This is a genomic window from Marivirga harenae (assembly GCF_030534335.1).
In the GTDB taxonomy this organism is placed as follows: domain Bacteria; phylum Bacteroidota; class Bacteroidia; order Cytophagales; family Cyclobacteriaceae; genus Marivirga; species Marivirga harenae.
Window position 1 is genome coordinate 3,700,655 of the sequence record NZ_CP130565.1, and the last position, 14,528, is coordinate 3,715,182.

Consider the following 14,528-nt stretch of genomic DNA (forward strand, 5'->3'; position numbering starts at 1 on the left):
TATGGCTTCAATAGATATTAATTGTGATTTAGGTGAAAGTTTTGGTCAGTTTTCAATGGGAAATGACGATGCAATTTTCCCTTATATCAGCTCCTGCAATATTGCTTGTGGATTTCATGGTGGTGATCCTTTACACATAGAAAATACTATCAAGAAGGCAATATATTATGACGTGCAAATTGGTGCACATCCCTCCTATCCGGACTTAGCTGGATTTGGAAGGCGTAAAATAAGGCTTTCAAGTGATGAATTAAAAGCAACTATTAAGTACCAAATTGCAGCATTGCAAGGCATGGTTAAAAGTTTGGGAGGAGAATTGAAGTATGTAAAAGCCCATGGTGCATTGTACAATACAATTGCCCATGATAAAAAGGAGGCAGAAGTTTTTCTTAAAGCAGTTAATGAAATCAATCCTAGCCTGGCCATTTTGGGACTTGCTGGAAGTCCTTTTCAAGAATTCACTCGGAAATTTGGATTCAAGTTTATCAGAGAAGGTTTTTTGGACAGGAAATACCAAGAAGATGGCCAATTGATGTCCAGAAAAGAAGAGGGATCTGTTTTGCAAAGTGTTGAAGAAAGCATTGAACAATTCCAATCAATAGTCAAAAATGGTGAAGCCAAAACGGCAAGCGGAAGGAAAATCAACTTGGAAGTAGATAGTTTATGTATTCATGGAGATAACCCGTTAGCAGAGGATATATTGAAAGCCATACATCAAATAGAAAATAAAATCAGCATAAAAAAATTAATACTGTGATGGAAATTATTGCTTATGGAGATAATGCTTTGCTCATTAATTTTGAACAAAAGATTGACTCTGAAACTCATCAATTAGTCAAATCTTATCATAATGCCATTATTAATATTGAAGAAGTTGTTTATCAAATTCCTGCTTACTGCTCCATTACGGTAGTTTTTGATAATGAATCTATCAATTTTGAAATATTAAAAGATAAGATCAAAGAATTAGGCATAAAGCCAGAACAAACTCAATCAAAATCAAAAATCATTGAAATCCCAGTTTGCTATGAAACAGATTATGCCCCTGACATCGAATCTCTTGCTCAAGATTTAAAATTAAGTCAAGAAGATATCATTTCTTTACATACTAGTCAGACTTATGATGTTTATATGATGGGCTTTTTGCCTGGATTTCCTTATTTGGGTAAATTACCAAAAGAATTAGAATGTAAACGAAAATCAACTCCACGAAAGTTCGTAAAATCTGGAAGTGTGGGATTAGCAGGTATTCAAACTGGAATTTACCCTAGCGAGGCACCGGGTGGTTGGCAATTGATTGGTCAAACACCTTTAAAAATATTTAACTCAAGAAAAGAAGAGCCTTTTTTATTAAAAATGGGTGATCTGGTTAAGTTTTATACTATTTCTGCCACAGAATTTAAAAAGATTCAAGATGAAGCAAAGTGAACTGACCTTAATATTTTTGAAAGCAGGAATGCAAACAACCGTTCAAGATCAAGGAAGAGCAGGTCTGCAACATTTGGGAGTTCCAATTGGAGGAGCGTTAGATAAACGTTCTGCCGAATTGGCTAATTATTTGGTTGGTAACAATCAACAAACCCCCGTGCTAGAAATAACCATGATGGGGCCTGAAATTCTATTTGATACAGATGCTTTAGTGGCTGTAACGGGAGCACAGTTTGATATTTACATTGATAATAGAATTGTAAAAAATGAAGAAGCCTTTCATGTGAAAAGTGGTACGATTGTTAGGTTCGGACAGTTAAATTATGGATGCAGGGCTTATATGGCCGTTGCAGGTAAATGGAACGCCAAGAAATGGAAAGGAAGTGCTAGCCCTATTTTGCAAGCAGCTGAAGCAACACCCGATAGTATAATAAAAAAAGGCTCTAAATTGAAAATTGAATCAGCACATTTGAACAAAAACGGAACTTTAGACAAAAATACTTCAACTCCCCCTTTAGCCAATAAAATAAGATTAAAAGTAAAAGCTGGACCTGAATTTGAAAACATTTCAAGGACTGCGATCGCAAAGTTCTTTGGCCAAGGTCACCTGATCACTCAAGATGCCAACAGAATGGGCTATAGATTAAAAACAGAACTAACCGCATTAGAAGAAAAGAAAGAAATGATTTCCTCGGGTATTATTCCGGGAACTGTCCAGCTTACAAGTAGTGGTCAGCCCATCATACTACTAAATGATGCGCAAACGACAGGTGGATATCCTAGAATTGTGAATATAATTGCTAAGGACTTAGATCAAATAGCGCAATTAAAACCTGGTGATGAAATCTGGTTTAGTCTTGAATGAAATAAACGTTCAAAAAAAAGCTATTTAGTCAGATGACTCGTCCTTTTTGAACAACTTCTTAATTCGTTTAAATAATCCTTGATTTTGCTTTCCCTCCTCTTCAAAATTTTTACTTTTTTCCTTGTCAGGATTTGTGAAGAGCTTTTTTAGAAATCCATCTTCCTTAATAGGAGGACAGTCCATCAAGCCCTTTGCTTCTTCTGATATACTGGGATATTTGCTCTTACTGTAATGATTTAAGCTAGCATCAGCATTTACTTTTTGCATCCATAATCCGAAAATGGGTAAAGCAGAATTAGCGCCCTGTCCAATTGATGTACTTCTAAAACCAATACTTCCTATGTCTGTCCCTGCCCAACTTAGCACCACCAGATTTGGTAAAAGTCCTACAAACCAACCGTCTCTATTATTTTGAGTGGTTCCAGTTTTACCTGCTATATCATTATTCAATTTATATCTCCATCTCAATCTTGATGCAGTGCCTGAATTGACAACTTCTTGCATCATTTTTAAAATCATTTCTTGATTAAGTGTGGAAAACGCTTTTTCATTTTGCTTCTCTGGCTCAAATTCTGCCAATACAGTTCCTGAACTATTAGTAATCTTTTGTATAAAAAATGGTTCTGAAGATTTGCCATCATTTAAAAAAGAAGAATAGGCTTTTGCTAATTCAAGCATGGTAAGCTCTGCAGTTCCTAGTGCCAATGAAGGGACTTCGGGCAATTTAGATTCTATTCCAACATTTTCAGCAAACTCTAGTAATGATGGAATACCAGTCTCTTCTAATATTTTGACAGAGACAGTATTCATGGATTTCCTTAGCGCTTCCTGCATATTAACATTTACATATGTGTAATCCTCATCATCGCTATTTGTTGGTTTCCATCCTTCCAAGTTTTCATATGCAACTGCACTGGCAGGAAAGTACTCACAGGGTTTCACTCCATTCTCCAATGCATTTAAATACACAAAAGGCTTAAAAGTAGAACCAAGCTGTCTTCTACTTTGTGAAACATGGTCATATTTGAAGTATTCAAAATCAATTCCTCCTATCCAGGTTTTAACAGCCCCGGTTTTCGGTTCCATTGCTAAGAATCCAGCTTGCAACGTTTTTAATGCATGCTGAATGCTATCAATAACACTCATAGTTTGTACTTCAGCACCCGACCAGTTGAAAACTTGCATTTTCTTTTTCTCCCTCAATATTTGTTGAATTTCCTGCTCGGCTTTCCCTTGTGATTTTAAGGCTTTATAATGGTGAGTTCTTTGAATATGCTTTTGATAAACTTCTTTCTTTTTCCAAGGCGCAAGATTGCCCCAATTTTCTTCGAAAGCTTTTTGTAAATTCTGCATATGCGTTTTCATAGCAGTTTCAGCGTATAACTGCATCCTTTTATTTAAGGTAGTATGAATTGTTAAACCATCTCCATATATATCAAGTGATTCGCCAGTTTCCTTTTCATATTTTTCAGCCCATGAAATCAGGTTCTTCCTTACTTGTTCCCTAAAATAAGGAGCGATCCCCTTGTCCGCCTTCATAGGACGGTAATCTAATTCAATATCTTCCTTAACAGCCTTTAAGTATGTCTCTTCACTTATTTTATCATACTTTTTCATTTGGGACAGAACAATATTTCTTCTATCTATACTATTCTCTGGAAATATTCTTGGATTGAATGTGTAAGTAGCTTTCAAACTTCCTACTAAAATGGCCGATTCGCTTAAATCTAACTTATTTACTGGCTTGTTAAAAAAAGTGCGTGAAGCGGCCTCAATGCCGAAAGTATTATCTGGAAAACTAACTGTATTTAAATATAAAGTTAGTAGATCCTCTTTAGAATATATTTGCTCCAACTCTTGAGCAATAATGGCTTCCTTGATTTTGATTACAAGAATCTCAAATTTATTCGAATATTCACGAGGAAATAAATTCTTTACCAACTGTTGAGATAAGGTGCTCCCACCTCCGCCCGATCGATCTTGTAGAATTATAGTTTTCACTAAAACTCGTAGCAAACTTCGATAATCAATACCTGAATGCTCGAAAAAACGGATATCTTCTGTTGCAACTAAAGCATCGACAAGATGGTCTGGAAAATCAGTAAATTCTACATTAGAGCGAAAATTACGATAAAGGAAGCCAATATTTTCCCCATTCTCATCCACAATTTCTGTAGCTTGAGAATTTTTAATATTAGTCAAAAACTCTTCATTTGGTAATTTTCCAAACAGGCCAGATTTGATACTATAGAAAAACAAAACTAGTAGTAAAAACCCGAAGCCAATCAGCAAGGATATGTATTTGATAATTTTGTTCTTTAGACTCTTTTTTCTTTTCTTCTTTGGCATGCTGTTGAATTATCCTGCGAAGAACGGAAAAACAGCTCAAAAAGTGTAATGAAAATGTCATAAAGGGCGAAAAATCAAACAAAACCTGTGATATTTCATTAATTCAAAAAAGAAAGATTGTATGTTTGTACACTCAAAAAAGGAAGAATACTGTGAGTAAAACCATAAGAATAGGCGGAGTACCAGAACATTACAATACACCAATCCACCTAGCAATAGAATCCGGAGCCATTAAGAATGAAGGCTTACAAATTGAATGGATAACATTTGAAGGAGGCACAGGCGAAATGAGAGAAGCACTCATCAATAATGAAGTTGATATTTGTGCTATTTTAACAGAAGGTATAGTGAGTGGGATTTTACAAGGTGTGCCTGCCAAAATCATCAGCGGTTATGTAAAAAGCCCACTAATTTGGGGCATACATAGCGGAACAGAAAATCCGATAAGAGACCATAAAGAGATTTACGATAAGCAGTTTGCCATTAGTAGAATTGGATCCGGTTCACACTTAATGCCAATAGTAGATGCTTTAAATAATGATAAAAAATTAGAGGAATCGCAGTTCAAAATTATCCAAAACCTAAAAGGCGCATTAGCATCACTTCAAAAGCAGGAAACAGATGTTTTTTATTGGGAAAAGTACACCACCAAGCCTTATGTTGAAAGAGGAGAATTGAAACGTATCGGTGAATATGTAACGCCTTGGCCCTGCTTCGTATTAGCAGCACATACTGAAATCATTAATGAAAGGCCCAAGGATATATCAAGAGTACTACGGCAAATACAACGTACTTCTGCCATGTTTATGGAAAATGAAGACGCAGTAAACATGGTTAGTGAACGATTCAAAATTAAAAAAGAAGACGCTGCCAAATGGTATCATGCTACTGAATGGGCTACGGACGGCTGGGTTAGTAATAAGATGCTAAAAAATGTAGTATACACCTTAAAAGAAGCTAATATAATTGATGAAATGGCGGATACTGAACAACTCGTTTGGCAACGGAATAGTATTTAAAAGTACAGAACACAGAAAAGCAAGCCGGATGATTAAGACTAGTAATTTCAATAAGATTAATATATAATTATGAGCAAAGCAGAAATAGTAACGAGCAAAGGCACATTAAAAATTGAATTTTATGATGATGCCACACCCAATACGGTAAAAAACTTTCACAAATTGGCAAAAGAAGGATTTTATGATGGTTTAACTTTCCATAGAGTGATTCCCGATTTTGTCGTACAAGGTGGTTGTCCTGATGGAACAGGTGCTGGTGGCCCCGGGTACTCCATTGACTGTGAAACAGATGGAGACAAGCAACATCATGAAAAAGGAGTTTTATCAATGGCGCATGCTGGAAAAAACACGGGAGGTTCTCAATTCTTTATCTGTCATAGCAGACAAAATACTCAACATTTGGACGGCAAGCACACTGCCTTTGGAAAAGTGTATGAAGGTTTAGATATCATTGATGAAATTCGTCAAGGGGATGTGATGGAGAAAGTGACGATTTTGGAGTAAGAAGCTCGAAGTAGGAAGTTAAAAATACTTCCTACTTCTAACTTCCAGCTTCCAACTAATTGCTTTCTAAAATCTGAAATAACTCATCCAACTTAGGAGTTAAGATAATTTCTGTTCTTCTGTTTTCTTTTCTACCTTCAGCATTCTCGTTTGCGGCTTTCGGTGCAAATTCACCTTTCCCCGCAGCAGTAACCCTATCAGGAGAAGCCCCATTTTGAGTCAAAATCCGTACAATGGAAGTAGCTCTAAGCACGCTTAAATCCCAATTATCTTTTAAATATTTGTTGTTCCCTGAAATCGGAACATTATCCGTATGTCCTTCAACCACAATATTCACATCTCGACTGTCTTTAAGAACTTGGGCTAATTTCTTTAGTGCCTCAGCACCTTTTGCATCTACCACAGTACTGCCCGAGTTAAAAAGGAGCTGCTCAGCTAGTGAAACATAAACTTTTCCGTTTTTGACCTCTACCGTTAAATCATTTTCCTTAAAATTTAGTAGTGCCTCACTTACTTTCTGTTTTAAAGCATTAACTGCAGCTTCTTTATCGGCCAACACCTTTTCAAGTTCCGCAACTCTCTCTTCGCGCTCCGCTAAATTTGCAGCTAATTCATCATTTCTTTGTTTGGAAATCTCTAAGTCAGCCTCCATTTGAAGCAATTGCTTTTCTTTATTAGAAAGATCTTTGTTGAGTTTCCCACTACTACTCATCAACTTATCATAGTAATCATTCAGTGTTTCATATTGTTGCTGTAAAGAATCCAGACTACTTTGAGAAGCCTGATACGCTTTTTTGCTTTGCTCAAGTTCCTCTTGTGCTTCTAATAATTGCGATTCTAAAGATTCAATGGTGTTATTTTTCATTTCCACCTTATCTTCCAACTCCATTTTTTCAGCGTCAGTCTTGACTTTTTCGGCTAGAAGCTCATCATATTTCTTCTGAGTAACACAAGCAAAACTGCTAAAAATTACTAGGGCAATTAAAATTTTTTTTACTAACATTTTTTCAGGTTTTATTATATTGAAGCTTGTAACGAAACTTACTAAAAATAGATTGTATCTTTTCAAATATATATAGTTATGCGAAAGAACTTAGTAGTTTTAACAGGTGCTGGAATAAGTGCAGAAAGTGGTATACCAACATTTCGGGGAACAGATGGTCTGTGGGAAGGCCATGACGTAATGGAAGTGGCATCTCCACAAGGCTGGGCCAAAAACCAAAGCTTGGTTTTAGACTTTTATAACCAAAGACGGAAGGCTGTTTTAGATGCTGAACCAAATGAAGCACATAAAATGCTAGCTGAATTAGAAAAGGATTATGATGTTCAAATCATAACTCAGAACATAGATGATCTGCATGAAAGAGGCGGTTCTTCAAAAGTTTTACATTTACACGGTGAAATAAAAAAAGCAAGAAGCTGTGTTGACGAAAATCTAATATATGAGCTTAATGGCTGGGAAATCAAAGAAGGAGATTTATGTGAGAAAGGCTCTCAATTGCGGCCGCATATTGTTTGGTTTGGTGAAATGGTTCCGATGATTGAGCCTGCAGCTCGAATAACCGCCAAAGCAGATGTTTTATTAGTGGTTGGTACATCATTGCAGGTCTATCCTGCAGCAAGCTTAATTCATGAGGTGCAAAGAAATATCCCTATTTATGTGATAGACCCTAGCACTCCGGAATACTATGGTACTAATCAAATTACAGCAATAGCTAAAGGTGCAGTTGAAGGCATGAAAGAGGCAAAAGAGAAATTGATTGCTTCGTGCTAAGAGAATTAGGCTGTCAAAATCAATAACGAGATTTCTGTTAATCCAAAACCTTTCTAATTTCATTTGCTTTCTGCATCAGCACCTTAATCTCATTAGAGTTGTCTGATTTTAACTGCTCCTGAAAGTTCATTAATTGCAAAATATACTCATCCAAAGCTTTGCTGAGGTATGATTTATTTTGTTGGAAAATCGGAGCCCACATATCTGGAGAGCTTTTTGCCAAACGTACTGTGCTTGCAAACCCACTTCCAGCCAAATTCAGAATATTTTCTTCATCTTTCTCAATATTCAAAACGGTCAATCCTAGCATGAATGAGCTAATGTGAGATAAGTGTGAAACATAGGCTAAATGTTTATCATGACTTTCAGCATCCATAAAAATATTATCCATTTCCACTAGCTTAAAAAACCAATTGGCACACTCCTTTGCTTCGGTATTGCATAATTCAAATTCACAAATTAAATTTTTCTTCCCACGAAAAAGGCTTTCAAAGGCGGATTCTGGACCAGAATATTCTGTTCCTGCAATTGGATGTGCCGCAACAAATTGCGATCTGTTATTATGATGACTGACGGCTTGACAAATACTAGACTTAGTGGATCCCGTATCAACAACAACCGTATTTGACGAAATATTGGATAGTAATTGCGGAAGTATTTCAATAATTGCATTCACGGGAATTGCCAAAATGATTAAGTCAGAACCCAACACTTTGGAGTCATCTGAAGTCTTAATTTCATCAATCAAATTCAATTCAAGGGCCTTTGCTGCATGAGCAGGGTTTTGATCTACGCCATAAATTATAATGTCGGGAAACTTATTCTTTACAACTAAAGCAAAACTACCTCCAATTAAGCCAAGTCCAATGATACTGAGACTATTAATTTTCTGAATCATAAAGCAAAATTTTGAAGCCGATCTAATGCGATTCTATATTGGCTTTCAGTAGCACATAGTGAGATTCTAATATAGCCCTCTCCTTGTGTACCAAAAATAAATCCAGGAGTTAAAAATATTTTATAATTATTCAATAACTGATCAATCAAGTTTGCAGAAGATAATAGCTTTGGAGGCAGTTTAGCCCAAATGAATAGTCCTTGTTGCTTCTCATCAAAAGTGCAGCCTAATTTCTTCAGGATTGCTTCCGCTAAAATTCTTCTTTGTTGATAAATCTCATTTAAATCATCAAACCACTTATCTTCTAATTTCAAAGCTGCAGTTGCCGCAAGTTGCAAAGGCTTAAACATACCACTATCCATATTGCTTTTTACTTTCAAAATTGCATTGAGGAATGCGGAGTTTCCCATACACCAACCAATTCTCCAGCCTGCCATATTATGTGACTTACTTAATGAGTTCAACTCTATCGCCACATCTTTGGCTCCTTCCAGAGACATTATACTTTGATACTTCTTATTCAAAATCATAGAATAAGGGTTATCATTTACAATCAGAAATCGGTGCTCTTTAGCTAATTCAACTAACTGTTGGAGCACATCCACAGAATATTGCACTCCACTAGGCATGTGAGGAGAATTGAGCCAGAGTAATTTAACTTTGTTCAACTCCAATTTCTTCAGTGAATCGATATCGATTTGCCAATTATCCCCTTCTGCTAAATTGTAGTACTGGATATTCGCTTGCACCAATTTACCTACTGCTGCATAGGTAGGGTAACCCGGGTTTGGAACCAAAATCGTATCTCCACTATTGACAAAAGCCTGTGTAATATGCATGATCCCTTCCTTGGAACCGACTAAAGGTAAGATTTCTTCCTCAGCACTTAATTCCACCTCAAAGTATTTTAGATAATAATCAGCGATAGCATTACGCAATTCTGGAATTCCTCTATATGATTGATAAGCATGTACATCATGTTTTATAGCAGATTGATTTAGAGCATCTACTACCTGCTTATGTGGAGCCAAGTCTGGACTCCCTATTCCAAGATTTATAACTGGGAAATCAGGATTATCCAAAGCGCTAACTTCTCGAAGTTTTTTACTAAAATAATATTCTTCAACTCCTTTAATTCTATTTGCAGTATCTATCATTATCGAAACTAAATTAATGCAATTTGGACGTCATTCTGACGCTTTAATAAGTTGGCTAATCAAAACAGTAAAAAAATATATGCTGATTTTCAGAAAGACATGAAATTCTCGCCAACAAAAAAGCCCGAGCGATAAACTCAGGCCTTAATATAAGTGATTTAATGAAAATTTTTAAATATCAATTTTAGCATATTTGGCATTTTTCTCAATAAAGTCTCTCCTCGGTGGTACTTCATCCCCCATCAACATGCTAAACAAATGATCCGCTTCAGCAGCAGATTCTACGGACACCTTCTTCATTTTTCTAGTTTGAGGATCCATTGTAGTATTCCAAAGCTGCTCAGGATTCATTTCACCCAAACCTTTATATCGTTGTAAATGAACGGCTCCTTCGGTGCCATCTGGCGATATTTCCTTAACTACTTCTACTCTTTCATCCTCTGTAAATACATAGCGCTCTGTCTTTCCTCTTTTAATTAAGTATAATGGTGGTTGAGCGATATAAACATATCCTTTATCAATCAATTCACGCATATACCGGAAAAATAAAGTAAGAATCAGCGTTCGAATGTGAGAACCATCGACATCAGCATCCGTCATGATCACTATTTTATGATATCTTAATTTTTCAAGGTTTAGCGCTTTCTCATCATCTACAGTTCCAAATCGAACTCCCAAAGCGGTCAAGATATTTTTGATTTCATCGTTATCATAGATCTTATGCTCTTGGGCTTTCTCTACATTTAAAATCTTACCTTTCAAAGGCAGAATAGCTTGAAAATTACGGTCACGACCTTGTTTGGCCGAACCTCCTGCTGAATCACCCTCTACCAGATACAATTCACAAATTGCAGGATCTTTTTCAGAACAATCTGCCAATTTACCTGGCAATCCACTTCCAGACATCACATTCTTCCTTTGCACCATTTCTCGAGCTTTCTTAGCTGCATTTCTCGCTTGCGCTGCTAAAATCACCTTCTGAACAATGGTTTTTGCTTCTCTAGGATTTTCTTCCAAGAAATGTTGAAGTGTTTCGGAAACACAGCTTTCGACTGCTCCCATCACATCCGAATTACCTAATTTAGTTTTGGTCTGACCTTCGAATTGAGGTTCTGCTACTTTTACAGAAATAATAGCCGTCAATCCTTCTCGGAAATCATCACCTGTGATTTCAATTTTTTGCTTTTCTAAAAGCCCTGATTTGTCAGCATAACTTTTTAACGTTCGTGTTAAAGCTCTCCTAAAACCAGAAACATGTGTACCTCCTTCAATAGTATTAATATTATTCACATAAGAAACTACATTTTCAGTATAAGAGGTATTGTAATTTAAAGCAACTTGAACAGGAACACCATTCTTTTCCCCTTCCATGTATATAGCCTGCGGAATTAATTTCTCTCGGCTACCATCTAAGTAATCAACAAACTCTAATAAACCTCCTTCTGAGAAAAAGTCTTCTTCTTTTATATTTCCTTCTTCATCCTTTTCTCGATGGTCGATTAATTTGATTTTAATACCAGCATTCAAGTACGCCAATTCCCTTAATCGAGAAGCAACAGTTTCATATTTATAAACAGATTCTATAAATATAGTCTCATCTGGTTTAAACTGAATTTTTGTTCCCGTTACGTCCGTTTCACCCACAGGCTTAACAGGGGCTTTCGGAAAACCTTCAGAATACTCTTGTTCATAAATTTTACCGTCCCTGCTATAAACCGTAGCTCTGAGCATGGTTGATAAAGCATTTACACAGGAAACCCCTACCCCATGCAAACCACCAGATACTTTATAAGAATCTTTATCGAACTTTCCACCAGCATGCAAAACAGTCATCACAACTTCTAATGCAGACCGACCTTCTTTCTCGTGAATATCAACAGGAATACCACGGCCATCATCAGTAACAGTAACTGAATTATCTTCATTTAACTCTACTTTGATTTCAGAGCAATGCCCCGCCATGGCTTCATCAATAGAATTATCTACAACCTCCCAGATCATGTGATGAAGACCTTTTATTCCGACATCGCCAATATACATGGCAGGTCTTTTCCTTACTGCTTCTAATCCCTCTAAAACGGTAATATTACCCGCTGAATAATCTTTGTTCTTATTATCTTTTTCTGTACTCATAGTGTTTTTACCAAAAGGTCAAAAATAGGTTATTTTAATGGATTTTGATAGCTTTCTTATCTGTTTTTTACTTTTTGTATCGTTATCGGGGATTAAAATAAAAAATAAGATATTTTGCTATTCCATTTTAAATACTATATCTTTAGTATTTAATCATTAGTTAGTTATTCTTCTATGAAACGATTTATAATATTTCTCATAGTTATAGTTGGATGTTATCAACAGCTCCAAGCTCAAAAAACATATAAATTTTACAATGAGCAAGATTCTATTGACTATCACCACTACCAAATGATCATGAGCAACGGCTTTAAGATTAGCGTGGAGGATGGAGTTTTTAAAAGAGAATTAGTGGACAGTAGCTACCAAGACCCACAAAATTTCATTGGCTATGATTCTGCCTTTTCGTTGTTGAGAGAAATACCTAAATTCGACTACTATCTTAGATCGCAATCTGAAACTCACCTTCGGGCAAACCAGCTTAAAAACCACAATAAATACGATACTATTACACATATTTCTTTTGAAGGAGAAGATATTAAAAGGCTCCCGCTATTTAAATTGTTAAAATGTAAAAATTTAAAAGAAATCGAATTAGTTAACACATCTGTAAAAAAAATCCCATGGTTATTGAATTGGTCCATATTCGGTTTGGACAGCTTGGAAACCATCCGAATTTATAATCATGCTCCAGGTCAAAGGATAAAATTTACAAGAAATATAAATATTAAAGAATTGGTGTACAGAGATAGTCCTTACTCTCCAGTTCCTAAAAACTTCCACAAGCTTAAGAATGTGAAAGAAATTGATTTTGCTAGAAATGATTTTAGAGAAGATTCAAAATTTCATCTAGAAAAGCTACAAAATTTAGAACATTTAAACTTATCTAGAAATAATATAGATCTTCAAAACATAGCTAAAGATAGCGTTGAAGGTCTTAAATACATTGTATTATCCTTTAATAACTTAACTTCAGTTCCAAAACAGATTGGTCTATTAAAAGATCTAGTCGACTTACAATTTGCTGAAAATGACATCAAGAGTGATAATATTCATCCTGCGTTAGGAAGTTTAAAGAACTTGGAAGTATTATCATTTTATAAAAACGATTTAGACAGTCTCCCGTCTTTTCTTTTCAACTTGATAGAGTTAGTAGAATTAGATTTATATTTTAATCAAATTGAAAAACTTCCTGAAGAGCTAGGAAACCTACAAAAACTAGAAAGACTATATGTTGCTCATAATCGATTTTTCAGTATCCCTGAAAGTATTGGCAAGCTAAGGTCATTAAAAGAATTCTATATTCACCATAACAGGATTTCCTACTTACCGGAAAGTATAGCAGACTTAGAACACATAACAGATTTCCATATCCAGAACAACTATTTCCAAGGTTTCCCTGAGTTTATATTGAACTATAAGGAACTAGAAGATCTAGATATTTCGTTTAACGAAATCCATACATTCCCTACAGAAATACTGAAACTTGTAAATCTTAAATATCTCTGGATGAGAGGAATAACTTTTGAAGCAGGTAATAAAAAAGAAGCAGAAGAATTAAAAAATACTTTGGAGACTCTACAGCGAAATGGGGTTAAGGTGAGCATTGAATTAGAGCAAGAAATCAGTCCGTAATTACCACTCAACTGCCTCCAATTGTTGGGAGGTTAAGTATTCATTGCATTTACCAAATGGTTTTGACCCAAAAAAGCCACGGTGAGCCGAAAAAGGTGATGGGTGGGCTGATTCAATAATAAAATGCTTGCTTCGATCAATTATTGCCCCTTTCTTCTGTGCGTAGGCTCCCCATAATATAAAAACTAGGTTTTCTTTTTCACTAGATAGCTTGTGAATTACAGAATCAGTGAAATTCTCCCAGCCTCTCTTCTGGTGAGAGCCTGGTGATTTTGCCGCTACAGTTAGGGTTGCATTCAATAAAAGAACTCCTTGTTTAGCCCAGCCTGTTAAATCGCCATTGGGGGGCATTGATTTACCGAGGTCAGCTTTTCTTTCCTTAAAGATATTGACCAAAGATGGTGGCATTGCAACACCGGGGTGCACTGAAAAACAGAGGCCGTTAGCTTGACCTATACCGTGATATGGATCTTGTCCCAAAATTACTACTTTTACCTGATCAAACGGGCAAGCGTCAAAAGCCTTGAAAATTTCTTTTGCAGGAGGATAAACAGTTTTATTTTGATATTCAGATTTTACAAATTTTGCCAGATCAAGGAAATAATCTTTCGTAAATTCTTTTGACAACCTATTTTTCCAACTTTGTTCTATTTTTACCTGCATAAATTAATATTTACCCAAATTTAGAAAAAGATATAAAAAGCCAATAGATTTAAGGCTATGTAATAAATCAATAAACTATTAATGTGCTTCATTCGTTGAATTA

General features: G+C 35.8%; 13 protein-coding genes. 7 read left to right on the forward strand and 6 right to left on the reverse strand.

Translation table 11 applies throughout. The features are described from left to right. Position 1: 1 nt before the first annotated feature. The 3 genes from Q3Y49_RS15725 to Q3Y49_RS15735 are packed head-to-tail and all read left to right on the forward strand — an operon-like array spanning position 2 to position 2,293. Positions 2-757 (forward strand): 5-oxoprolinase subunit PxpA, encoded by a 756-nt coding sequence (locus tag Q3Y49_RS15725; protein WP_303269468.1) that lies wholly within the window; start codon positions 2-4, stop codon positions 755-757. Further along, a complete protein-coding gene (pxpB, locus tag Q3Y49_RS15730; RefSeq protein WP_303272118.1) occupies positions 757-1,428 on the forward strand; it encodes a 5-oxoprolinase subunit PxpB in 672 nt (223 codons plus the stop codon). The genes Q3Y49_RS15725 and pxpB overlap by 1 nt, the downstream gene beginning before the upstream one ends. Beyond that, positions 1,415-2,293, forward strand: coding sequence for a 5-oxoprolinase subunit C family protein (locus tag Q3Y49_RS15735; RefSeq protein WP_303269470.1), 879 nt, complete (start codon positions 1,415-1,417; stop codon positions 2,291-2,293). Before pxpB ends, Q3Y49_RS15735 begins: the two co-directional genes overlap by 14 nt. 24 nt (positions 2,294-2,317) lie before the next feature. Here Q3Y49_RS15735 and Q3Y49_RS15740 read toward each other — a convergent pair whose 3' ends face one another. Beyond that, the gene (locus Q3Y49_RS15740; protein WP_303269472.1) at positions 2,318-4,642 is read right to left on the reverse strand and encodes a transglycosylase domain-containing protein; all 2,325 of its coding nucleotides are present in this window, start codon (positions 4,640-4,642) and stop codon (positions 2,318-2,320) included. 152 nt (positions 4,643-4,794) lie between these two features. Here Q3Y49_RS15740 and Q3Y49_RS15745 point away from each other — a divergent pair, with 152 nt between their 5' ends. Together Q3Y49_RS15745 and Q3Y49_RS15750 are read left to right on the forward strand one after the other, a co-directional pair. Continuing rightward, positions 4,795-5,661 carry a substrate-binding domain-containing protein gene (locus tag Q3Y49_RS15745; RefSeq protein ID WP_303269473.1) on the forward strand — a complete coding sequence of 289 codons (867 nt, stop codon included), beginning with the start codon at positions 4,795-4,797 and terminating at the stop codon, positions 5,659-5,661. Positions 5,662-5,730: 69 nt separating this feature from the next. Beyond that, complete coding sequence (locus tag Q3Y49_RS15750) at positions 5,731-6,165, forward strand: peptidylprolyl isomerase (RefSeq protein ID WP_303269475.1); 435 nt, start codon at positions 5,731-5,733, stop codon at positions 6,163-6,165. A 55-nt stretch (positions 6,166-6,220) separates the two neighbouring features. Here the strand turns inward: Q3Y49_RS15750 and Q3Y49_RS15755 are convergent, their stop codons facing one another. Beyond that, on the reverse strand, positions 6,221-7,168 hold the full coding sequence (locus tag Q3Y49_RS15755; RefSeq protein WP_303269477.1) for an OmpA/MotB family protein: 948 nt from the start codon (positions 7,166-7,168) through the stop codon (positions 6,221-6,223). A gap of 78 nt (positions 7,169-7,246) precedes the next feature. On the opposite strand from Q3Y49_RS15755, the gene Q3Y49_RS15760 reads away from it, so the two are divergent. Continuing rightward, positions 7,247-7,939, forward strand: a complete 693-nt coding sequence (locus tag Q3Y49_RS15760) for an SIR2 family NAD-dependent protein deacylase (protein WP_303269479.1) — start codon at positions 7,247-7,249, stop codon at positions 7,937-7,939. A 37-nt stretch (positions 7,940-7,976) separates the two neighbouring features. On the opposite strand, the gene Q3Y49_RS15765 is transcribed toward Q3Y49_RS15760, so the two are convergent. The 3 genes from Q3Y49_RS15765 to gyrB form a co-directional block, all read right to left on the reverse strand. Further along, a complete protein-coding gene (locus tag Q3Y49_RS15765) occupies positions 7,977-8,837 on the reverse strand; it encodes a prephenate dehydrogenase (RefSeq protein ID WP_303269481.1) in 861 nt (286 codons plus the stop codon). Continuing rightward, entirely contained in the window at positions 8,834-9,994 is a 1,161-nt protein-coding gene (locus Q3Y49_RS15770; RefSeq protein ID WP_303269483.1) for a pyridoxal phosphate-dependent aminotransferase, read from the reverse strand. Before Q3Y49_RS15770 ends, Q3Y49_RS15765 begins: the two co-directional genes overlap by 4 nt. Before the next feature lie 171 nt (positions 9,995-10,165). Next, a complete protein-coding gene (gene gyrB, locus Q3Y49_RS15775; RefSeq protein WP_303269485.1) occupies positions 10,166-12,127 on the reverse strand; it encodes a DNA topoisomerase (ATP-hydrolyzing) subunit B in 1,962 nt (653 codons plus the stop codon). A 174-nt stretch (positions 12,128-12,301) separates the two neighbouring features. Here gyrB and Q3Y49_RS15780 point away from each other — a divergent pair, with 174 nt between their 5' ends. After that, on the forward strand, positions 12,302-13,762 hold the full coding sequence (locus Q3Y49_RS15780) for a leucine-rich repeat domain-containing protein (protein ID WP_303269487.1): 1,461 nt from the start codon (positions 12,302-12,304) through the stop codon (positions 13,760-13,762). On the opposite strand, the gene ung is transcribed toward Q3Y49_RS15780, so the two are convergent. Next, positions 13,763-14,425, reverse strand: a complete 663-nt coding sequence (gene ung / locus Q3Y49_RS15785) for a uracil-DNA glycosylase (RefSeq protein WP_303269489.1) — start codon at positions 14,423-14,425, stop codon at positions 13,763-13,765. It abuts the gene before it with no gap. Between the last annotated feature and the right edge of the window lie 103 nt (positions 14,426-14,528).